Raw genomic sequence first — 23,124 nt, forward strand, 5'->3', positions numbered from 1 at the left:
TCATTCCAGGGATGATATTCTGGTATATATGTCTTCTATATATGTGTATGACATTGTCCCACTTTGTTATGACTGCAAAATAAGATGTACTTTCTAATAATGCAATAAAAAACCCTCTTCCCTACAATATATTTGCAAAGAAAAGGGTTAGAACCTATTTTTTCATAAATACCGGTTCATTTTTTTCATTAACGGTATAGGGCAATGAATAAGCGGGAACGAAAAATGAATGCTGCGTTAATAACGGTCGTATATCTTCTCCCGGCTTGTATATATGTTTGTTGTTTTTCAAGGCCTCATACAAGTCCATACGATAATCGACATAAATCTTTCCGTCTCCGGTAATGACGAGTGGAAGATTTTTTTGAGAGTAGGGGCTCGTAACCATTGGTTCTTCTTTATAGCCAAGTTTTTTGTAATCAAGAGTATAGACATTTGGCGCGATTTCTTTTTTAAACGGTGGATATCCGTGAGATTGAATACGTATTTCCAATTCCCTTATGGTTTCCGCAATACGCAAATCAAAGATTTTGACAACAGGTTTTTTCTCTACATCCAACAATACGTATTGAAAGATCCCGCCGTTTTCGTACGAATTCCCCGGAGGTTCCGGCAAATATTGAGGAACTAATTTTTTAAAATCAATTAAATATTTTTGATAGATTGGAACATTCTCATCTTTTGTTTGAATGGGAAGGATGCCTCCGTTTTGTTTTTGAAACTGTTCAACGGCTTTTTGAACGGATTGAATTTGTTCTTGATAAGGGACTTTATTCTCTGCTTTCTCTTCATCCGGAAACATGCATCCATCTAAAAAGAAAACAGTTGTGAGCAATAAAACAGATATGAGCAACTTCCTCAATCGAAAACTCCCTTTCTATGTCAAAAATCCAACGTTAATAAAGCGGATACGAATAAATGAAAATTCTTTTTCTTTCTAGCCGACAGGGCCGCTGAAAACAACATAGATCATCATGATGCCGCCAAGAAATAAAAATATGTAGGCAAAAAAAGCAACAAGAAATCGAAGAAACTTAAATTTCATTTTATATCGGCTGACATAAATAGCGAACACAGAAAGAATCATGAACCCCATCGCAAGAAAGGATATCCACATTTTAATCATGCCTGGTGACATGGAATATCTCCTCCTATTTTTCCAAATATAGTATATCACGCTACGAGTATATTTCATAGAATTTTCGTTATTTTTCAAAAATATTATTGCTGCATTTTTCCTTTGCCGATTCAGATAAAACAAAACGATGGTTTGAAAACATTGCATTTCAGTACCATTCGTGATCTTTATGATGAAACGATCGTCGGTTATGTTCTTAAACATTCTATAATAATAAATTTATGTTGGATACTCTTGATCAAGAGCTTTTGTATGATTTCCTGATGAACATCCACTTATTTTATATCGATTGTAGGTGCGGGCAACTTCGCATGGATGAAAGAGAAAGATGAAGAAAGCAAATCGGACTCACAGTATGTCCCGGGTTGGGTTGGGAGATGTATAGATTTAATCCAATGGAATCTTTTTGGAGACACATTCACGGGGAAAGGTACGATACCTTGAAGGATGATCTACAACGGCTGAAAAATATACATGCGATTTTATAGCCACGAAAGAATATAACAACAATTAAACGGCCTCACACCACTGAAATATAGGGCTTAAGGCCGTTTAAACTTTTTATTATTTTTCACTGGCTGCTGGTTCAAAAAGCGTTTATCGTGCTTTTCATGTTAACAAGGACTTAATATTCCGGATACAATACAGGGGCTTTTCGATGTTTTGTAGCTTGTTCGTAAGCATAAGCCATTCCAATCAGTTCGCCTTCACTCCACATTTTGCCGAAGAAGGCCAATGCAAACGGCGATCCGCTTTCATAATAGCCAGCCGGAACGGTAATCAGCGGTAAACCGCTTATATTGATTTCAGATATGGTGGTAGATTGCACAACATTTTCCTGAATCGACGGAATGGCTGTTGGCATTTGTGGATAGACAAATCCGTCAAGACCTTTGTCTTCCATTACTTGATGAATCATTCTAAGCAATTCCCCCTTTGTTTCGTAAAATTCACTCAAATCCGGCAAAATGCTGTGATCCGCTTCAGCTGTTTCAGCATTCACATAATCGTGAACTAAAGCAAGCGGGCCATCTTCAGTCCAAGGAATACTTTTTGCTTTATCAAACACTGTTTTGATCGAAAGAGAAGGATCCTCCGGATTTAAATGTTTAAGGTATTTTTCCAAGTCGTAGAAAAAGGTTTCCAGCCCAAGACCCACTAAAGCCGACGGACCACCTTTAGATGATACATATTCAGCAAGTCCGGTTCCTGCAAAAGGATCCTCAACAACTTCCGCACCTTGGGCTTTTAATACTTCAATGGCCGCCAAATACAATTTTTGGGTTTCCGCTGAAAGTTCTTGTGTACGCCATCCCGGTCCGTATAATCCTAAACGTTTACCTTGTAAAAAATTCTTATCAAGAAAAGAAGTGTATCCGTTTTTAGGAATATTTCCAATTGAAGAAATGGTTTTTGGATCTTCTTTTGAATACCCGGCCATCACGCTTAGCATAAGCGCTGCATCTTGAACCGTACGAGCGTGTGGTCCTAACACATCGCGAGTCGTTCCTCCTAGGGGAGTGACCCCGACATTCGGTATTAACCCAAAAGAAGGCTTAATACCGACTAAAGCTTGAGCTGCAGCAGGAACTTGAATGGATCCGGCCGTTTCCTCAGCGACGCCAAGGACCGCAAAGTTTCCTGAAACGGCAGTCGCGGTACCACTACTGCTTCCTCCTGGTGAAATCGAGCGGTTTACTGCATTATATGTGGGCCCGTCCCAACTATTGTTTGCATTATAAGCACAGCTAAAAGCCGGAATATTGGTTTTTCCTAGAATGATAGCACCCGCTTCTTTCAATCTTGCAACGACCGGCGCATCTTTCACCGGCATTAACTCGATTCCACCAGATTCCTTACAAAGAGGAGCCCAGCCAAACGTGGAAGGAAACCCTGCAACATCCACCGCTTCCTTTATGACAATAGGAATTCCTGCCAGAGGTCCAAGTTCTGCTCCTTCTTCACGCAGCCGGTCAATGTTTTTAGCATCCTCAAGAGCATTAGGATTCATGAAGGTAAAGGCATTATAAAACTGTTCCAATTCATGAATTCGATCAAGGTAAGACTGAACTACTTCTTGAGCCGTATATTCACCATTTTGATACCCAGCTATAAGTTCTTCTACTGTGACTTCTTCAAAAAGGAAATCTTTTTCGTTTGACTTCAATAAAGTACTTTTTTTCAATAGTTTTCACACCTTTTCTAAATAATCTATCACTTATCGAAACCTTTCTTGATTATATTTTAAAATTTTCATACTATTTTTAATATTTATTTGTCAGATAATCTGACATAAATATAGTGAAGATTATTTTGGATGGCGAGTTCAAAGAGAAGGAAGCACAGAATTCGGCCGTGTCTTCAGAATCACAGCTGCCGTTTTCGTTTCCGAAGTGAAAAATCGGACATACACACTAAATAAAATTTGCCATTCCGTTCAACTCCATTCACAAAAGAAAAACAAAAAAATCTCCTCGATGCATTGCTTTCGAGGAGGTTTTGATCAAATGATTCCTGTTTTGTTCATTGCCAAGAGACTTTTTCAAGAAAGTACAACCGGGGAATATCCCCGGTTAGAAAGACGACCCATCCTTTTTATAAAGCCTGCTTTCTCATAGTATCGTATGAGTAGAAACTAGATGTGCATCCTTCTAAAGCCCAAATGATCATAAATTCTCTTGAATTTCCGCTTTTTTTGCCGACAAGTCTCGGTATCTTTTTTCAAATGAAACGAGAGTGGCAACAACCTATTGAAGTTTCCCGCTTAATCCTTTTATCGCCGCGTAATGGTTTCGTTCGATTTGCACGTTGGGGCAAAAACCAAAACACATTACTCATTCATTCTTGCATCTAAAATACCGGACAAGTCTTCCATTTCATGAGTTCTCATTCTGGTCATCAATTCATCCACAGCTTTTTTCGGGTCATAGTTATGAAAAAGTACTTGATAAAGGGCAGTTGTAATAGGCATTTTCACATTATAATTTTGAGATAATTGATAAGCCGCTTTGGTTGTTCTTACCCCTTCTACCACCATTCCCATGTTTTCGAGCACTTCGTTTAAATTTTTTCCTTTTCCAAGCAAATTCCCTGCCCGCCAATTTCGCGAGTGGACGCTTGTACATGTAACAATTAAATCACCGAGCCCGGCCAACCCGGAAAAAGTTAAAGGATTGGCCCCCATTTTTGTTCCCAGACGGGCTATTTCAGCTAGCCCTCGCGTGATAAGAGCCGCTTTGGCATTATCTCCGTACCCTAAACCATCCGAAATACCTGCTGCAAGCGCAATGACATTTTTTAGCGCTCCTCCAATTTCTACGCCGATCATATCCGGGTTCGTATAAACACGGAAATGCTGATTCATAAACAGTTTTTGGATTTTCTCGGCTGCTTTTATATTTTTTGAAGAAACCGTCACAGTCGTCGGCTGACGCTGGCTTACTTCTTCTGCGTGACTCGGTCCTGACAAGACGATAAGATCCGTTAACAAACAAGAAGGCATTTCTTCTTCAATCATTTCCGAAATTCTCATAAGCGTATCGGGCTCAATCCCTTTACTGACATGGACGAGAGTAATCGGCTTTTTTAAAACCTCGACCATTTGTCTGACAACTTCTCGAATCGCCTTTGTCGGCACTGCCAATACAATCAATTCAACACCGTTCAGCGCTTCTTCCATGGAGGCGAATCCTTTTATGTTTTCGGGCAATATGACATTCGGCAAATATTTTTTATTCGTATGATGTTCATTGATTTCCATGATTTGTTGTGGATTATGACCCCAAAGCCGTACATGGCATCCATTATCCGCAAGTACCATGCTCAAAGCGGTTCCCCAACTGCCTGCACCGATAACGGTAATCGTGTCAATATTCGTCTCATTCATGCTTTTCACCTACTTTTGGTTATTTCCGAGATCTCGCAATGATTTTAATAGGCGTTCCTTCAAATCCAAATGCATCTCTGATCCGATTCTCTAAAAAACGTTCATATGAAAAATGCATTAATTCAGGATCATTGACGAAGATAACAATAGTCGGCGGTTTGACTGCCACTTGAGTCGCGTAAAATATTTTTAGCCGCCGTTGATTCTCAGTAGGAGTAGGATTCATCGCCACGGCATCCATTATGACATCATTGAGCACGCTGGATTGAACGCGCATCGCATGGTTTTCACTCACCATGTTTATAACGGGAAGAAGCGTATGAAGACGTTTCTTTGTTTTAGCTGACACAAATACGATCGGCGCATAATCCAAAAATAAGAAATGACTGCGTATCTTTTTTTCAAATTCATTCATCGTTTTCTCGTCTTTTTCAACCGCATCCCATTTATTTACGACGATCACAATTCCTCTTCCCGCTTCATGAGCATAGCCGGCAATCTTCTTATCTTGCTCTCTTATCCCTTCTTCTGCATTCAACACGACTAATACAACGTCTGAACGTTCAATTGCTCTAAGAGCACGCAGCACGCTGTATTTCTCCGTTGATTCATATACTTTTCCTTTTTTCTTCATGCCGGCTGTATCGATAATCACGTACTTTTGACCGTTATACGTATAAGGAGAGTCCACCGCATCCCTAGTGGTGCCGGCGACATCGCTCACAATCACTCTTTCTTCCCCTAAAATAGCATTGACTAAAGAAGATTTTCCTACATTTGGCCGGCCGATTAAGCAAAATTTAATCACATCATCATCGTACTCTTGCTGAGAAGACTTCGGAAAACGTTTCACCACTTCATCCAGCAAGTCTCCAAGTCCAAGACCATGGGCGCCGGAAATAGGAAATGGCTCTCCAAAACCAAGAGCATAGAAATCGTAAATTACATCCCTCATATCCGGATTATCGATCTTATTGACAGCCAACACAACCGGTTTATTGGAACGATACAAAATTTTAGCCACTTCTTCATCAGCTGCTGTAACCCCTTCCCGTCCATTGGTCAAAAAGATGATGACATCCGCCTCATCAATGGCGATTTCCGCTTGCTGGCGAATTTGTTCAAGAAAAGGTTCATCACCGATCTCAATCCCGCCGGTGTCAATAATATTAAATTCATGAGTCAGCCATTCAGCAGAGCTGTAAATCCGGTCTCTAGTAACACCCGGAACATCTTCCACTATTGAGATTCTTTCCCCAACAATACGGTTGAAAATAGTGGATTTCCCCACATTTGGCCTCCCCACGATCGCTACAACCGGTTTTGCCATTTATATCATCCTTTCACAGTGGTTATAGAAAATATTCCATTCATTTTTTGTCCATAATTCAATCTAAAGACATGTCCATTTTAAGAGAAAGCACAGCTGGAAGGAAGACTCCCGTCGAGTCTGTCGATTTTTTATCAATTAAGAACAAAACCCTTCCGAAAAAGAAGGGTTCAACTTCACCATTTTAGCAATAATGCACAAAACTAGCAATGGCGAATAGAATCTAATGCCTCACGATAATAAATATCTCTTCGGTCAACTGGTGGGCGATTCCATCCAATATAGCCTCTAAATTCGTGGCGATGACTTCCATCTCCTTTTGATCCTCGCAGTGAAAAACAGTCGTGCCGGACGGAACTTTTTTGGGATTCGTGGTCACGGCGGCCAAAATGAAATTTTCAATCATCATTGTCATTTTTGCCGATCCCCCTTTTGAATGGCATTTGACTCACTCGGCATTCGAATCGCGTTTTCAAGTGTCGGGACCTCTTTTAAAATACGGATGGCTTTTTCCTTGTTTTTTTCTTGCGGCAACACAAAAACAGCCACTTGGCCGTTATTCAGATCCCTTTTAGCCAACGGAACTAACGCTGGCGTTCCGGAATCCCGGATGACTCCCATAGCGGTGGAAATATCGTGTAATATCGCTTGTCTCTGTCCGAGGTTGGCAATCGTAGTGCGCGCATTAAAATTTTTTGGCGTCAAAATAAATCCCATGCCGTATTTCAATACTTCCTTTTGCCTTTCAGGAAGTCCTATATTCATAATATAAATATCTCCCACATACAAGCCTGCCCCTTTCACATGCGGCTCAACGTATTCAATATGAACGATATCTCCCAGTTTTCCGCCAGCCATTAATTTTCTTGAAATCAACAAACATACAAAAGCACCGATAAGTGCGACATAGAAGTGAAAGACAACATACAAAAGCGTTGTAGTGAATGAAGTTAAAATCACGAGGTAATTTCTGCTTTCGAAAGCAACAGCAATTCCTTCGATATAAGTAGCGCCCCTTGGCACTAGTTCTAATTGGTCGATGGTTGTCAACGTATTCCGCTCCATATTCCGAACATCACGAAATTGTTGAGCAGCTAACGATAAGAATGTAATAGCTGTAAAATCTTTTTCCATAATCGCCGGTATCGCGACTGAACCTAAGGCTGAAGCAATAAATCCCATGGAAATATGAATAATTTTTCCGTGCAGATAGGTCGGATACTGACGGTAATCTGTTTTTAACATGTAAATCCTGGTTAATGTTCCGGCAACCACACCGAATATCACTGGATGCACATACTCATTCATAAGTTTGCTTCTCCTTTACTGGCAAAGATTTTACGTGGAATATAGATTTGAGAATCCGTAATTCATGGATGCCAACCATGATTAGCATGGAAAAAGAAAAAAAGTCTAAAAACCAGCTATCCCCTATTTTATAAGGCAAGGATGCTTGGCTAAGGACCTTAAACAATAACCATTCTCCCGCTAAAAACCCCATATAAACAGAGATCATTCTATTTTTCCAAAGTCGAGGCTTAGGATAGATCGCAAATTGAATGAGCAGAACAAGGATCACAATATACCATTTGACGTCGACTAAAAACCAGGCCCTTTCATACATTTCAAAAAGCTTTATCCCCGCGAATACCATAGCGGTCATCAACGCGGATATACATAATGAAAACAGTTGTATGAATGGATATTGTCGAATGGCGAAACATCCAATCGCTGTCAGTAAAAGATAAGAAAACGATACTTCAGCATGATCGATTGTGATAAATTTTCCCGCTCCAATACAAAGCAGCAAGCTCATAATGCTTATTTTCAACCGTAGAGGATGAGATTTATCCATAAGAAAGGTAGCCGTTATCCATATACCCCAGCATACGGATAAAAAAATTATGTACTCCATCATTTGCCCTCCTATTGTTACCATTATGGGAAAGGATTATGAATTTCATTCATTGGAAAAGTTCACGGTTTTCGTCATTTCCTTCATACTAAGGAGGGGAGAGATAGAGAAAACAACAAAGATAACATTTCTTAATGGTAAAAGCCAGGCCAGGATTCATCAAAAGCCTCGCTTTCCGATTTCCAATCTATTGGAAAATCGAATTATTCGAAATGATGATCGTCCAATGCGAACGAATGCGTTTTCTTGGAACGGAAGGAATTGTTTCTTTTTATCCTCATGAACAGAAGATGAACGAATTCTGACCTATCCGAAATGAAAAACTAAAAAAAAGGGGGATTGTCCCAAAATCTCTTTTTAAATCGAGTAGGAGGGGGTGATTAACCCCCGTCCTCTCACACCACCGTACGTACGGTTCCGTATACGGCGGTTCAATCAAGATAAATGACGCAAGAATTCATAACGTTTCTGTAGACTTTTAAGCCCTTGGTTACTCCAATAGGAGTTTCCAAGGGTTCTGTGTAATATGGGACTTTTTGAGATTCGCCAATAACCTTTGCGACTGTTCCCCCATTCATAAGCTTTCCATTCAGGAACTCCTAGTTTTATGAGGTTGCGTATCCTGGTCTTTGAGGTCTTCCAGTTTTTCCATAAACACATCCGGAGTCTTCGTCGAATCCAGCCATCCAAATCTTCAAAGATACTCTTTGTGTCTGCTAATGCAAAATATCCACACCATCCAAGTAGATATTGGTTAAGTTTCTTAATCCGATATTCCATTGGGTATGGTATTTTTCTTGACGTGATTTCTCGCACCTTTTTCTTCATTCGTTTTAGACTTTGCTTGGCAATCCGAACTTTTGGCTCTTTTGAAGGTGTAAAACTAAATCCTAGAAACTTTCGTTTCCATGGTCGGTCAACCGCAGATTTCTTCTCGTTGACTTTTAGACGAAGTTTTCCCTCAATAAATCGTTTGACACTAGCCATGGTTCTTTCACCAGCCCGTTTTGACTTCACGTAAATATTACAGTCATCGGCATAACGAACAAATTTATGCCCTCTTTTCTCTAATTCTTTGTCTAGTTCATCTAGTACAATATTCGAAAGTAAAGGGCTTAGGGGGCCACCTTGCGGCGTCCCTTCTTCTGTCCTAGATATCACACCATTAATCATGACACCAGCTTGTAGATATTTGCGGATTAGCTTCAATAGTGGCTTTTCTTTAATAGTCTTGGCTAATGTACTCATCAGCCTGTCATGATTCACTCGATCGAAGAACTTTTCTAAATCCATGTCTACTACCCATCTATAACCATCTCTGATATAGCCTTTTGCTTTCCTAACTGCGTCATGAGCACTTCGATTTGAACGAAACCCATAACTATGTTCGGAGAACATAGGGTCATATATCCTCGATAATACTTGGGCAATTGCTTGTTGAATCAAACGGTCTGTTACGGTTGGAATACCTAGTAACCGAACACCGCCATCAGGTTTCGGGATTTCGACTCTTCGAACAGGCATTGGTTCATAGGTACCCTTGAGAATAGCTTCTTTAATGGATATCCAGTTTTCGACTATGTGCTGACGTAGGTTTTGTACGGGCATCATATCTACTCCATGGCTACCTTTGTTCTTTTCTACTCTTTGTAAAGCTAAAAGCATATTCTCCCGTGACAGGATTTGATTCAAAAGCATTGTTATTCTTCCTTCCGTGAATAGCTTATCTTCTTATGCCAGTGGTCACTCCACCCTCCAAGAGGTCCCCCACGGGATTCACCGTTTCCTTCCTCAAGTGAGGTACTACGTTTTCTGTGTTCAACATGACACACTGAATGCAAAGGGCTATTCTCTCTTAATTGTTCAGTCCTTCCGAATTGTTCTAGACCAATTCGTACTATGACCTCTGCTGACTTCTGATGGCTCAGCTACTTATCACTAAGTAGGTTATGAAGGGTACTTCACGTATCCATCAGACCTCCCCGGGTAAGAGTGTAATCTTTCCTTCCATCCATCTGCTTCATTTACTCTGTATCACCTTCGGCAGAAAGGGCTTTGTTTTGTTGTGCAAACTCACCCAGTGATACCTAGCCTCCTATGAAGTTCGTGTTCCTCAGATCGGAAGTTTGCCGCCCGCTTCCTTCAGATTCCGCGTCACCACGGACACCCTTGCGTTAAGCTAACTGCTACTTCTGCCTTCGCAGCTCGGGACTTACACCCTATAGATTACACCCATGCCGGGCGCACACAAGAAAACCCAACGAGATAAAATTTTCTCGTCGGGTTTTTTCTATTCGGAACTTTCTTTTTGAATCAGGCTGTTTTCTTCCTCCTGTTTCAAAAAGTGATAAGAGATGACAGAGCAGCCCGAATTCGATGCAGCTTTTGCAAAGAAAATTTGCGGAATGACTGATTGCCTTTAATATGACCGAACGAACGAATGAATGGGCAAGCCGAGTTTTTGGCATTTGTCAAAGTTGCTTTTTACTGTGACGGTCGAAAAATGTGGGAGACTGTTGCGGGGAAGCGAGCCGGGCGAGGAGCGAAAGAAAAGACTTGCGGATCGTCCGCGGAAAACGAGTGGATTGCGATCCCGAGATTTACATAAAAAAGGGGATGCCCCTCAGTCATTTTTCTGACTTTTGGGCATCCCCTTTTCCTTCGAGCAATAGGAATTATTTAAGACCTTTTAGTTGGTCGCCGATTACTTCACCCAACTGGAAACCTTTCGATTCTTCCGGCAATTCAAAAGAATCATTTGTATCGACAGGTTCATTTTCTAATTCTTTTATGCTTAAAGAAAGACGTTTTTCTTTTTCATTTACATCCAACACTTTTACTTCCACTTCTTGGCCTTCGCTTAAAACTTCATGCGGCGTGCCAATATGTTTATGGGAAATTTGCGAAATATGGACGAGACCTTCCACCCCAGGGAAAACTTCGACAAAAGCGCCATAAGAAACAAGGCGTTTAACGGTTCCTTTTAAAACGGAGCCGACAGGTGCTTTTTCTGCAATATTTTCCCAAGGTCCCGGAATGGTTTCTTTAATGGACAATGAAATGCGTTCATTGTCTCTATCGACAGAGAGTACTTTTACTTTGACAATCTCGCCTTCTTTTACCACATCAGAAGGTTTTTCTACATGTTCATGCGATAATTGCGAAATATGAACAAGACCGTCCACTCCACCTATATCGACAAACGCTCCAAAGTCCGTCAGCCTTTGTACTTTTCCTTCCAGTACGTCACCAGGCTGAATTTCATCCAAAAGTTTTTTCTTCGCTTTTTGTTTTTCTTCTTCCACCACTGCCCTATGGGAAAGAATCAGCCTATTTTTTTCTTCGTCCAACTCTACAATTTTGAAAGTCAGTGTTTTTCCTTTGTAGTCTTCAAAATCTTCTACATAATAATCTTCTACCAACGACGCCGGAACAAACCCGCGTACGCCTAAGTCAACCACGAGGCCGCCTTTTACAACTTCTTTTACTTCGGCTTCAAATATTTCGCCGTTTTCAAAGCGCTTACGCATCAAATCCCAAGCCTTTTCTGCATCCACTTTCCGTTTCGAAAGAACATACAGATCATCTTCTTCTTTCGTAATTACTAATTCAAGCGTATCTCCTACATTTACTGCATCCGATGCTTTTTCTATGTGTAAACTTGACAGCTCGCTAATAGGAATAATACCGTCTTTTTTACTGTTTTCAATTTCTACTTGCACTTGTTTGTCTTCAACTTTTATAACCGTTCCTTTTACTTTGTCTCCCACATTCAACGGGGAAATTTCGAGACTATTCAAATCCTCTGTCATAAAGTACTCCTCCTTAATACGAGACTGCGAAAAAATGAAAAAAAACCTCTTTTTACTAACTTCTAACAAATGCTGTCATTTGTCAAGCATCTCGCATTAGCGATTTTCATTTAAAAGCTGCTGAATATGCGTCATGATCAGATTTGTCGCCTCTTCAGGAGATGCTTTTTTTTCTCGCAATTCCGACATATCAATCGGTTTCCCGTAAATCACTTTTACTTTTTGAAATATTCTATAGCTGCCAATGATGGCACAAGGAATGACTTGAGCATTTGTCCTCAAGGCAAAATAACCGGCTCCGGCCAGACCTTTTCCTAATTTGCCTGTCTTAGAGCGGGTTCCCTCCGGAAACAGACCTAGAACTTTTCCTTCCTTAAGTACTTTCAAACCCGTTCGCAACGCTTCTCTGTCGTTTCCTCCTCTTTTTACAGGGAAAGCATTGAGCTTTTTAATGATGCCGCTTAGAATCGGTACATTGAAAAGTTCAGCTTTTGCCATAAAGGAAATGGGGCGTGGACAAGTTACTCCTAAAATAGGAGGGTCCATATTATCTATATGATTGGAACAAAGGAGAACACCTCCTTGTTCAGGAAAGTGTTCCAATCCTTTAACTTCCACTCTATACATTTTTTTTAAGATAGGAGATACGATCCGCTTTGCAAACGCATAAAACGTCACTTCAATCGAACCCTTTCTTTTACAAGCTCCATGATATGGTCTACCACTTCCTCAATGGACAAGGAAGTCGTATCTAATTCGATTGCGTCATCCGCTTTTTTTAAAGGAGAGGCCTCTCTTTCTGAATCCATCTTATCGCGCAAAGCAATTTCTTTCATTAATTGGGCTAGATCCGATTCAAATCCTTTTGCTAAATTTTCTTGATGTCGTCTTTTAGCCCGTTCCTCAACAGTGGCCACTAAAAAAATCTTGACTTCGGCGTTTGGAAGCACATGAGTGCCAATGTCTCTTCCATCCATGACGATTCCGCCTTTTTGGGCTAATTCCCTCTGCCTTTCCACCATTTCTTTTCTGACTAATGGATGCTTGGAAACAGTGGAGACATGTTTTGTCACTTCGTGAGATCGTATTTCGTCCGTAACATCCGTTCCGTCTAATAAAACGTGTTGTGCTGCATTCCCTTGGATAAGTTCGATATTAGTATTGTTTAAAATCTCCGCTAAAGCTTGTTCATCTTCCAGATCCGCTCCTAACTTTAGCGCCTTATATGTAAGAGCTCTATACATCGCTCCTGTATCTATGTATAGGTATGATAACTTTTTAGCAACCAATTTCGCGACGGTGCTTTTTCCGGCAGCTGCCGGCCCGTCAATTGCAATTTGAATCTCTTTCACCATATTTTCACCTTCTCACAATCAGTCAAGTCTATTTTATCATAACAATGTTATAAAGTATGAATTGAAAAAGATGTAAAGTCAAAGCAAAACATAACACAAAAGCAAGCGAACTCTTTCTCTTAAAGCTTACTTTTCTTTATACACTAATGTTAATTCGTCCAACATTCGTGTCCAATCGCCAACAAAAGAATCTCCCGGTGCGAAGAGAAAAAAGAATGCTTCGCCGGGAGATTCTTTTACTTTTGGGGCAAACGGGGGATATAATGAGGCACTCTCCAGCAGTATTCCGAAGGCTGGCAACTTCTCCAAACGTTTCACAATAAAAACAAAAATGTTTTTTCCATTTTCCTCCTTCGAACTATCGAAGGTGAACCACCATTTGTTTTGAATTCACAGCGAGGATGAAAAGCATTTTGAAAGTCATTTTTCATCATTGCTGCCGCGCATCCAGTCCATATTCAACAACATTAGAATATCACTATTCGAGCAGACCTTTTTTTCTTAATAATAACTGTCTTTCAAAACTAAAACGGAGCAAAAGCTGGCGCTCAAAAGCAGTCGTATCGGAAAATTGAATATAAGCAATGGAATTATGGCCTTCATCCGAAACTCTGACGATTTCACCTTTTAATTTTAAATAATGAAATTCACCGGACTGCATTGGCAACACCATCAATATATTCAATTGTTCTTTCTGCTTCAAATCCAGATGTTTAGGAATGATTACAGCGGCCCCTCCTGCGCTTATGTCCTTTGTAATGGTGGCAAAAACTTCATCGCTCCCCTCTTTCGAAATCGAGACATCTACAGAGGTTTCCACCCGAACGAACCGACGCCGTTGAATCCGTATATATTTTTCTTCGCCCGGATCTTGTATGACCATGGTCGGGATTTGTTTTATTTCTTTTCCGATCACCGTTGTCTGAAAAGTATAGACTGAATTTTTTTCCGCAATAAACGTAACTTTGAACGTTGTTCCGTCCATAAAAAAGCGAGATTTATTTGTCTCCAAATGGACTGGATAATCAACGTAAAGTATACCGGGGCCTTTATCGACTACCCGGCATTTATAAAGTTCTTCATTTTCATCGACCGTCTTCAGCGTTAATATTGACCCGATTTCCAACATTCCATCACCTGTTTCCTCAAAAATCCATCTTTATTATGCCATGAAAAAGATGAGGAATCTATAAGGAAATGCGGAATGCCGACTTCAACGGCTGATAAAGAAAATCTCGTTTCATTTATAAAACATCATTGTAAATAGGTTCTGCGTTTTCTAATTTTTCCACTTTCTCTTCGTCTCCTGTTTCAGCATTAATATAAATGCGGTACGTATCTTGATCAAGCGTTCCCAAAAATTCATAGCACAGCACTTCTTCATACAAATCATTGTTGATCACGGCAAGGCGGCTCTCTTCAATTTTCACATTGCTGTGAATCATTTTTTTCGCATCGCTGACTGATAGTTTCGGCTTTGGAAGTTGTCGCTTATGATGATGATTTAAATAGTCGGAAGCGACTAGTCCCATCACCTCGCCATTATCAAGGGCCACTTTGATTTTCACTGCTTCCGGGTAGATCCTTACTCCATTTTGGTTGGAAACGAAAGTGAACACCCCGATATGATCATACTGAGCGCTGTCCACTCCCTCCAGATTTTGAAAGTGATGTTTTTTTAAAAATCTTCGGGCTGTTAAATAAGCTTCATTTAAACTCAGTTTTTGATTCGCCACGTCTCTGTTCATCATATACCAAATCGGATAACCGCCTTTTTTCGTTACATCCATAGTGCCTTCAGCTCCGTCGCATTTAAAAGAAACGCTATAAAATCCAAATTCCGAACCATCCCCGTTTTTGGTTACTTTCACATTCGATATGTTTGAAGAAGGAGAAAACGATTTGGCAATCTGGACAGCCTCTTTTCTGGAAATTTCTTTTCCCGGAAGCTGATCGAATTGCGGCTTTTTCGCTCTTGTCGAAATAGAAGCCACGCCGTTGACATCTTCTTCTCCATATCCCCCTACTGTTTTCTCAACGGTCTTAAAACCGTCAATAATCGTATTGTCGGAGGCTTCTTTGCCATTTGCAAGCGCCATTTCGACGTCCATCCAGCGAAGATTGTTTTTCAATACCATGTGCTGGACTTGGCGCAGTTCATTTTGAATGTCGGCCGACTGTTTATATAACTTTTTCAATTGACTGTACTCTTGTTCTGAAAGAGGCTGCTTATTCAAGTCGCGGATCGCTGTTCGATAGCTGAAGTTTCCTATGTTGGATAGAAATTCTTCGGTTTTATTAAACGGAAGCAAAGAAAGCGGCAGTTGTCCAACGTCGGTATGAGCTTCAGAAGTCAACCTCCACACATCCGCCAAAGCAGGCGATAACTGTTTCTGTGAATTCATGGCCAACGTGGCTCCAATTTTGTCATGGAGCATGTCTACTTGGTACGTCAAATCATGAAAAGCTCGTTGATAATTATTTTCGGCGTTGATCAACACAGCGTTTTTTTCTTTATGCTCTTGGTATCCCCAAAGAACCGTACCGGCAAGTCCCAATGTCAAGATGACAACTAAAATGTATCTGATCATTTTTCCACCCCTTTACCGACAGAAAATATGTTTACCAATTTGCTTGATTTGCGGACGCGACCAAATCCATTTGCTCGTAGCCGTGGCCGGATTGAAATAATAAATCGCTCCATCGCTTGGATCCCATCCATTAATCGCATCCAGTACAGCTCTTTTGGCTGTCTCATTTGGAGTCAGCCATATTTGTCCGTCTGAAACGGCGGTGAAAGCTCCAGGTTCGAAAATGATACCGGAAATCGTTTTTGGAAAAGACGGATGTTCCAGACGGTTTAAAATGACAGCAGCGACTGCTACTTGTCCTTCATAAGGCTCTCCTCTTGCCTCGCCATACACCGCGTTTGCCATCAGTTGAATATCATTTTGAGAAAAACCTGGCGGAGTGTTTGCTGCAGTAGGTTTTATTTGGCCACTGCCACTATTTTTCGTTTGCTCGGTTCCCCCGTAATAGGTAAAATTTTTTCCTTTGTAAATTTGTTCTTTCACATAGTTTTCATCGTATTTGGAAGCTTTTACAAGTTTTTGTTTCGTTGTGTCACCCACCAATCCGTCGACCGGCAGACCAAATGCATTTTGAAAATTTCTTACCGCCCAATAAGTTCCCCACCCGAAAACTCCATCAATTTTTCCACGGTAATATCCAATATATTGAAGCCGTGCTTGAAGTTCGATCACATCATCACCAAATGCTCCTCTTTGAATGACCTGGTTGGAAAAAGCATTTGCTCTAAGATTTTGACAAGGGAAAAAAATAATGAAACTTAAAATAACCATCATCCGACCCATTAAAAGGATCCATCTCCAACTTTTCATGTCGCAAACCTCCAAACCCTGTTTTAACATTAACCCTATTTTTCGTTATCCTTGTCTTTTTATTCCAAACTTCCAACAACAAAAACTAGAAAGAGTTTCAAATCTTTCCATATTGAGATGACAAGGAAATCTTGCCGATTATCCTGAACTTATTTTTCACTTGAATCGTCTTTAACTCGTTCTTTTCAGATCCTTTTCCGGAAAAAAGCAGCCTCTAAAAAGACAAAAAAAAGAACGATACACCGCGTATCGCCTTTTTATGCCATTCATCTTATTTCTCACTCAAAACAAGAGGAGTCTATTTTGACAACAGACCTTTTTTATAATGTTCTGTCACAATGCGAGCATCTTTAACTTTTTTGAGACCGAGCCACCATAAAAACAGCATGAACGGTATGATGACATACATCCATGTCTCCTTTAAAAATAATATATAATCGTAAAGCCCATGAAGTACAAAAGGCAAAAACAAAGAAAGAAACAAACCTGTTCGTTTTTTTCCGGGGCTGGAAAATTTCGATTTTCCCAAATAATAGCCCATTATGACTCCAAAAAGAGCATGGCTGGAAACCGGAAGCAAAGCTCTCGAAAAAGCAAACTCAACTCCATTTGCGATCAAATATAAAATATTTTCTACAGTGGCAAACCCTAATGACACACTAGTTGCATACACAATGCCATCATATGGCTCATCAAACTCTGCATGTCCGTATATGGCATAAAATAAAACAAGCCACTTAAACAATTCTTCAATCATTCCCGATGAGAAAAAAGCTTGCAAAAAGTCAGAATGAACGATTCCTTCCGCGGAAAACACATATTGAATAAACATGACGGGCAAGGTTAAAAAGCCGCCGTAAATAAACATTTTCAAGACCATCAGTAAAGGTTCTGTTTCAAATTGGTCTTTTAAATAAAAATAACAGAGGAGCGCTAGACCGGGAGCAATTCCGGCGGATAAAACAGTAAGCATACATGGTCCTCATTTCTATCTGTTTAGTTTCATGTTAAATTTATCATGTAAAGAAAAGAAATGAAATGATTTTCTATTTAAAAAATTGTAGGTAGGAGGTTTTTCGGTTGAAAAAAACGATATTAGTCATTCATACCGGAGGAACCATTTCCATGCAAGAAGATAAGAAGACAGGAAATGTTCTTCCTCGGCAAAAAAATCCCTTGACAGAAGCTGAAAAAATATTGAACCAATATGCCAATATCATCACCGAAGAACCATTTCAACTTCCATCTCCTCATATTACGACAAAAGAAATGTATGAACTGAAACGCTTGATTGAAGAGAAGCTGAAAGAACATTCGATGATTGAAGGGGTTGTGATCACCCACGGAACAGATACGCTGGAAGAAACGGCCTATTTTCTGGACCTTACCGTCCAAACTTCTATTCCCATTGTGTTCACCGGAGCCATGCGGTCAAGCAATGAAATCGGGGCAGACGGACTATACAATCTGATTTCTTCCATTAAAGTGGCGTCATGCGAGGAGGCAAAAGACAAAGGAGTATTGGTCGTCCTAAATGATGAGATTCATGCCGCCAAAAACGTTACCAAAACTCATGCAAGCAATGTTTCAACTTTTCAAAGTCCTCAATACGGTCCGATCGGCATCGTCACGAAAAGAGCGGTTCTTTTTCATCATACGCCCGTTTCCAGGGAACATTATCCGATTTTGGACATTTCTCCGAAAATCGGATTACTTAAAATTCATTCCGGCATGGATTCGAGTTTGTTTTATGCGTTAAAAGACTTAAATTATGATGGCGTGGTCATTGAAGCGCTCGGACAAGGCAATGTACCTCCTGCTACCGTTCCCGGAATTAAAAGCCTTGTGGAAGCGGGAATTCCGGTCGTTCTTGTTTCTAGATGCTTTAACGGAATTGCTGAGGATGTGTATGCCTATGAAGGTGGAGGGAAACAATTAAAAGATTTGGGCGTTATTTTCTCGAATGGTCTGAACGGCCAAAAAGCCCGGATCAAATTGCTTATCGCTTTGTCCATTACGAAGGATGTTCAAAAAATTGAAGAAATGTTTCAATTGTAATCAACGGAGTCAGAGTCAGGCCGCAAGGAAAGAATTCTTTGAATAGGTTTGAATACGCAGCAAATACTATGTATGCACTACACCATTAAAGGAGGAAATGTCATGAAAGTGCGTGATATCATGTCATCCAATATTGAAAGCTGCTCTAGTCAAGATTCCTTGCAAACAGTGGCCTCTAAAATGAAACAATTGAATATCGGTGCCCTTCCAGTCGTAGAAAACGGCCAAGTAACTGGAATGATTACGGACCGCGATGTAACTATCCGTGCGGTAGCTGATGACAATGCCAACAAAAATGTAGAGCAAGTCATGACTCATAATGTCGTTTCAGTCAGTCCTGACGCTTCTGTTGAAGAAGCGGCTCAATTAATGGCACAACACCAAATCCGCCGTCTTCCAGTCGTAGAAAACGGTCAAATTGTCGGCATGGTTGCTCTTGGCGACCTATCCGTCAGCGAAAAATCGAATGAAAAAGCTGGAGAGGCACTCACTCAAATTTCTCAGCAAAATTTACAATAACGCCCATAATATTGTCATAGGGGTTCCCATATAGGGAGCCCCTGTTTGTTATGGCGTTTTCCATTTTGAACAAAGCGGTTGAGTCGCTTATCTATTATTCATATTTTATTTTAAGTGTAAAAGCCATGGATCATGAAGAGATTCTGCCGACGAATCATTTCCGAAATATATCTCAACATCTCGATTCATTCACAGACAGATCTAAATATCCATTCCTCAACCTTCGATCTTAGATATCTTCGAACGAGCATCAAACTGCAGTTCTTTATCTATCTCTTGATTCGATCTGTCTTTCACTGTCCATATAGCAATCGAACTGATCAATGCAGCCAAAATGATATAAAGAGCAACTGGTACATATGATTGATGAAATTCAGCTAATAAAGCGGTTGCCACTAATGGTGCTGTCCCCCCTGCAATTGCCGCTCCTAGTTGATAGCCTAACGAAATGCCTGTATATCTTATTTTTGCTGTAAAGATCTCTGAAAACAACGTGCCTTGGACAGCATTAATCGATCCCCAAATCACACCGAGACCGATGACCGTTGCGATAATTAATAGCGCTACAGATTTTTGTTGAAGCAACCAAAAATATGGAAACGCATACAAAATAGTCAAAACAATTCCACTAACGTAAATCGGTTTACGTCCAATGCGATCAGACAACATTCCAATGAAAGGAGCTAAAATAGTGGCAGTGACTGAACCAATAAGAACAGCGGTTAAAGCAGACGTTTTACTAAAATGTAAATTGGCAGTGGCATAAGAAACAACAAACGTACCAAATATATAAAATGGTGCCGTTTCCACTACTTTAGTACCCATTGCAATGAATACTTCTTTCCAATGATAGCGAAGAGTATCCACTAATGGGATTTTGGAAACTTCTCCTTTTTCTTGGGCTTTCTTAAAGGATGGGGTCTCTTCAATTCCTTTTCTAATCCATAACCCTAAAATAACTAATATCGCACTTAATAAGAAAGGAACGCGCCATCCCCATGACATAAAATCTTTTTCCGGCAGCAGCGTCATTACTGAAAGGGCTAGCGTGCCTAATATCAACCCTACTGAAATACCCATTTGTGGAACACTGCCAAACAATCCTCTTTTATCTTTTGGAGCATATTCCACGGCTAATAAAACGGATCCTCCCCACTCTCCGCCAAGCGCTAAACCTTGTATAAATCGTAAGCAAGTTAAAAAGATAGGAGCCCATATTCCAATCACTTGATAGGTGGGCAGTATCCCCATGCCAAATGTTGAAATCCCCATCAAGCTAAGCGTTAAGACCAACGTTTTCTTTCTCCCGAGTTTATCTCCTATATGGCTAAAGATAATCCCGCCAACAGGTCTTAGAAAAAACGCTAAAGCAAATGAAGTATAGGCGAATAATAAACCGATCGTGGGGCTTTTGCTGACAAAAAAGAGCTGATTAAAAACTAGCGATGCCACGGTTCCGTATAAAAAATAATCAAACCATTCAATGGCACTGCCAACTATGCTTGCAATTAAAACTCTCCACATACTTTTCTCCATCATTCTCTCCCTTTCCTTTGTTCATATCAAATAAGAATATTCTTATTTTTTTGCTGATAATAACGTTATAACTTCTTGCTTTTTTATGTCCTCCCCCCTTGTTTACTTTGACTCATCATTACAGGTTAACTGGTCATCTGATGACCTGGTTATAAAAATGTTTTTTTTTATACTATCATACTCATTTTGTTGTTTAAAGATGTTTTTTGCAATTTTTTTAAAATTAGAAATAATGTGGGTCGCACAATTCATCCAGCATGGATCAACAAGAAAAGAACCTTTTTAAACAATACAATCTGGCGAGGGCATTTTCACATCTTACGATTTAGGAGAATGATTTTGCAAACACTTTAAGATTTCATCGCCATTCGGTTTTGCAGTAATCCCTATTTTATAGGGTACTGTGTCCCGAATCATCAATGAAAGTCGAATGTCCAACGGAAATAGTCAAGTACATTCCTATGTAGAATGACCATGTCTTTTCATTTCAGGAAACAGCAAAAGGACAAATGAAACCAATGATACCATTTGTCCTTTTCATTCTATGAAACTAGCAGATGGTCGCATTGTTTAGCTTGCTTGTTCTTTTTCTGCAATCGCCGCCGCTATGAGTTCGCCATGAAAACGGCCATTTTCTATAAAAATTTCATTGGCATTGTTCCCGGCAGCAATCACGCCTGCGATAAAGATCCCTTCAACATTCGTTTCCATCGTATCGGGATTATAGTTTGGCCTTCCTGTTTCCGGTATAATCTCCACTCCCATTTTGCTGATGAATTCATGGTCAGGATGATACCCGGTCATGGCGAATACAAAATCATTTGCGATTTCTTTATCAATACTTCCAACCGTATATAGAACTGAGTTTTGCTTGATCTCTTTCACATGGGCGTTGAATTCCATCACAATTTCTCCATGACGTATCAAGGAATCAAATTCTGGCAAAATCCACGGTTTTATACTTTCCGAATATTGTTTTCCTCTGTATAAAACCGTCACTCTCGCTCCTGATTTATGCAGCTCCAATGCAGCATCAACAGCCGAATTTTTGCCGCCGATCACGACGACATCAGTGTCAAAAAACGGATGAGCTTCTTTGAAATAATGATAGACTTTGTCCAATTCTTCTCCTGGTATATTCATATAATTGGGATGGTCGTAATAGCCAGTTGCGACAACTACATATGGAGTTTCATACACTTCTTTTGTCGTTTTGACGAAAAAGGTACCGTTCGATTGTTTCGTTACGTCTTTTACTTCTTCGAAACGATGGATGCGAAGCTGTTTTCTTTTCACCACTTCACGATAATACGTTAAGGCATCGTTTCTTTTTGGTTTCCGTTCCACCGTTATAAAAGGAACATCGCCAATTGCCAGTTTATCGCTTGAACTGAAAAAAGTTTGATGAGTGGGAAAACGATAAATCGTATCCACAATATTTCCTTTTTCAATAATGAGTGGGTTTTTTCCTGTTTCTTTTAACGAGATGGCTGCCGCCAAACCGCATGGCCCTCCTCCAATAATGATGCATTCTTCCTTCAACATTCCGTTCCACCCTTTCTCCTACCGTACAACAAAGAAGCGGTACTGCTGATAAAAGTCCATTCAGACGTTTCTTTCGTTCGGATCCTTTAAAACATTTCATATATTCCAAACAATCGAAAAGTATTTGTCTATTTTCGCTCCCGTCATATACAAAATCCCGGTAAATCCAATGTTTTACCCGCATTTCAATCAATATTGTGATGACGAATGAAAAACATTAAATCATTGGCAATTTGTCACTGCGGCTTACCTTCGTGCAAGAAAACAGTTCCTTAAGGATTGCACGTCGCACGGTCGTTCCGTTCACCACTTTATTTTACTGGAAATTTATGTATTGCTTTTTTTCGTTTCATTCGTTTCAAAAGCAGCAAAAATGCAAAATGGCTCTTTTAATCCATTTTGTCCTATCCATCTTCCCATTCTCACGCTACAATTCACGTCATAGTATACACTAGAATCCTTGAAATGCAATCAAAAATCTGGGATTTCGGATCAAAAAGCGGCCATTGGAATTTCATCTTCCCGTTCGCAGGGAATATGTACCTCATTTCCATCATATGTTTTGAATAGATCCCGGTCATTTTACAAAACATGAATCATCGCCACATGGAAAAAGCCGAATAAAACAG

At 40.1% G+C, this 23,124-nt stretch carries 20 protein-coding genes; 2 read left to right on the forward strand and 18 right to left on the reverse strand.

Annotated elements, in window-relative coordinates; all coding sequences use genetic code 11:
- Window positions 1-154: 154 nt before the first annotated feature.
- The 16 genes from NST81_RS11095 to prsW form a co-directional block, all read right to left on the reverse strand.
- The gene (locus NST81_RS11095; protein ID WP_003355152.1) at window positions 155-862 is read right to left on the reverse strand and encodes a hypothetical protein; all 708 of its coding nucleotides are present in this window, start codon (window positions 860-862) and stop codon (window positions 155-157) included.
- Between the two features lie 75 nt (window positions 863-937).
- Complete coding sequence (locus NST81_RS11100; protein WP_003355153.1) at window positions 938-1,138, reverse strand: DUF2768 domain-containing protein; 201 nt, start codon at window positions 1,136-1,138, stop codon at window positions 938-940.
- A gap of 625 nt (window positions 1,139-1,763) precedes the next feature.
- On the reverse strand, window positions 1,764-3,323 hold the full coding sequence (locus tag NST81_RS11105; protein ID WP_327824235.1) for an amidase: 1,560 nt from the start codon (window positions 3,321-3,323) through the stop codon (window positions 1,764-1,766).
- 645 nt (window positions 3,324-3,968) lie between these two features.
- A complete protein-coding gene (locus tag NST81_RS11110; RefSeq protein ID WP_341029890.1) occupies window positions 3,969-5,024 on the reverse strand; it encodes an NAD(P)H-dependent glycerol-3-phosphate dehydrogenase in 1,056 nt (351 codons plus the stop codon).
- Window positions 5,025-5,043: 19 nt separating this feature from the next.
- Complete coding sequence (gene der / locus NST81_RS11115) at window positions 5,044-6,354, reverse strand: ribosome biogenesis GTPase Der (RefSeq protein ID WP_048623578.1); 1,311 nt, start codon at window positions 6,352-6,354, stop codon at window positions 5,044-5,046.
- Between the two features lie 223 nt (window positions 6,355-6,577).
- Entirely contained in the window at window positions 6,578-6,763 is a 186-nt protein-coding gene (locus NST81_RS11120) for a capping complex subunit for YIEGIA (protein ID WP_040341891.1), read from the reverse strand.
- Window positions 6,764-6,765: 2 nt separating this feature from the next.
- Entirely contained in the window at window positions 6,766-7,662 is an 897-nt protein-coding gene (locus tag NST81_RS11125) for a YIEGIA family protein (protein ID WP_340402543.1), read from the reverse strand.
- On the reverse strand, window positions 7,655-8,269 hold the full coding sequence (locus NST81_RS11130; protein WP_327824236.1) for a YphA family membrane protein: 615 nt from the start codon (window positions 8,267-8,269) through the stop codon (window positions 7,655-7,657). Before NST81_RS11130 ends, NST81_RS11125 begins: the two co-directional genes overlap by 8 nt.
- Before the next feature lie 435 nt (window positions 8,270-8,704).
- Complete coding sequence (ltrA, locus tag NST81_RS11135) at window positions 8,705-9,967, reverse strand: group II intron reverse transcriptase/maturase (protein ID WP_327805004.1); 1,263 nt, start codon at window positions 9,965-9,967, stop codon at window positions 8,705-8,707.
- A gap of 977 nt (window positions 9,968-10,944) precedes the next feature.
- Window positions 10,945-12,081, reverse strand: a complete 1,137-nt coding sequence (gene rpsA, locus NST81_RS11140) for a 30S ribosomal protein S1 (RefSeq protein WP_003355162.1) — start codon at window positions 12,079-12,081, stop codon at window positions 10,945-10,947.
- A gap of 96 nt (window positions 12,082-12,177) precedes the next feature.
- On the reverse strand, window positions 12,178-12,759 hold the full coding sequence (locus NST81_RS11145) for a lysophospholipid acyltransferase family protein (protein ID WP_003355163.1): 582 nt from the start codon (window positions 12,757-12,759) through the stop codon (window positions 12,178-12,180).
- Entirely contained in the window at window positions 12,756-13,436 is a 681-nt protein-coding gene (cmk, locus tag NST81_RS11150; RefSeq protein ID WP_003355164.1) for a (d)CMP kinase, read from the reverse strand. The genes NST81_RS11145 and cmk overlap by 4 nt, the downstream gene beginning before the upstream one ends.
- Window positions 13,437-13,914: 478 nt before the next feature.
- Window positions 13,915-14,562, reverse strand: a complete 648-nt coding sequence (locus tag NST81_RS11155; RefSeq protein ID WP_327796618.1) for a flagellar brake protein — start codon at window positions 14,560-14,562, stop codon at window positions 13,915-13,917.
- A gap of 118 nt (window positions 14,563-14,680) precedes the next feature.
- Window positions 14,681-16,027 carry a germination protein YpeB gene (ypeB, locus tag NST81_RS11160; RefSeq protein ID WP_341029894.1) on the reverse strand — a complete coding sequence of 449 codons (1,347 nt, stop codon included), beginning with the start codon at window positions 16,025-16,027 and terminating at the stop codon, window positions 14,681-14,683.
- 12 nt (window positions 16,028-16,039) lie between these two features.
- Entirely contained in the window at window positions 16,040-16,801 is a 762-nt protein-coding gene (gene sleB / locus NST81_RS11165; RefSeq protein WP_328203734.1) for a spore cortex-lytic enzyme, read from the reverse strand.
- A 334-nt stretch (window positions 16,802-17,135) separates the two neighbouring features.
- The gene (gene prsW, locus NST81_RS11170) at window positions 17,136-17,810 is read right to left on the reverse strand and encodes a glutamic-type intramembrane protease PrsW (protein WP_327802824.1); all 675 of its coding nucleotides are present in this window, start codon (window positions 17,808-17,810) and stop codon (window positions 17,136-17,138) included.
- A gap of 107 nt (window positions 17,811-17,917) precedes the next feature.
- On the opposite strand from prsW, the gene NST81_RS11175 reads away from it, so the two are divergent.
- Together NST81_RS11175 and NST81_RS11180 are read left to right on the forward strand one after the other, a co-directional pair.
- A complete protein-coding gene (locus NST81_RS11175) occupies window positions 17,918-18,895 on the forward strand; it encodes an asparaginase (protein ID WP_340396785.1) in 978 nt (325 codons plus the stop codon).
- A 102-nt stretch (window positions 18,896-18,997) separates the two neighbouring features.
- Window positions 18,998-19,414 (forward strand): CBS domain-containing protein, encoded by a 417-nt coding sequence (locus NST81_RS11180; RefSeq protein ID WP_048623585.1) that lies wholly within the window; start codon window positions 18,998-19,000, stop codon window positions 19,412-19,414.
- Between the two features lie 216 nt (window positions 19,415-19,630).
- Here the strand turns inward: NST81_RS11180 and NST81_RS11185 are convergent, their stop codons facing one another.
- Both NST81_RS11185 and NST81_RS11190 read right to left on the reverse strand, forming a co-directional pair.
- The gene (locus tag NST81_RS11185; protein ID WP_445662329.1) at window positions 19,631-20,953 is read right to left on the reverse strand and encodes an MFS transporter; all 1,323 of its coding nucleotides are present in this window, start codon (window positions 20,951-20,953) and stop codon (window positions 19,631-19,633) included.
- A gap of 567 nt (window positions 20,954-21,520) precedes the next feature.
- Complete coding sequence (locus NST81_RS11190; RefSeq protein WP_048623588.1) at window positions 21,521-22,495, reverse strand: YpdA family putative bacillithiol disulfide reductase; 975 nt, start codon at window positions 22,493-22,495, stop codon at window positions 21,521-21,523.
- Between the last annotated feature and the right edge of the window lie 629 nt (window positions 22,496-23,124).

It is taken from the genome of Bacillus sp. FSL W8-0223 (assembly GCF_038006805.1).
Lineage (GTDB): Bacteria > Bacillota > Bacilli > Bacillales > DSM-4216 > Bacillus_O > Bacillus_O smithii.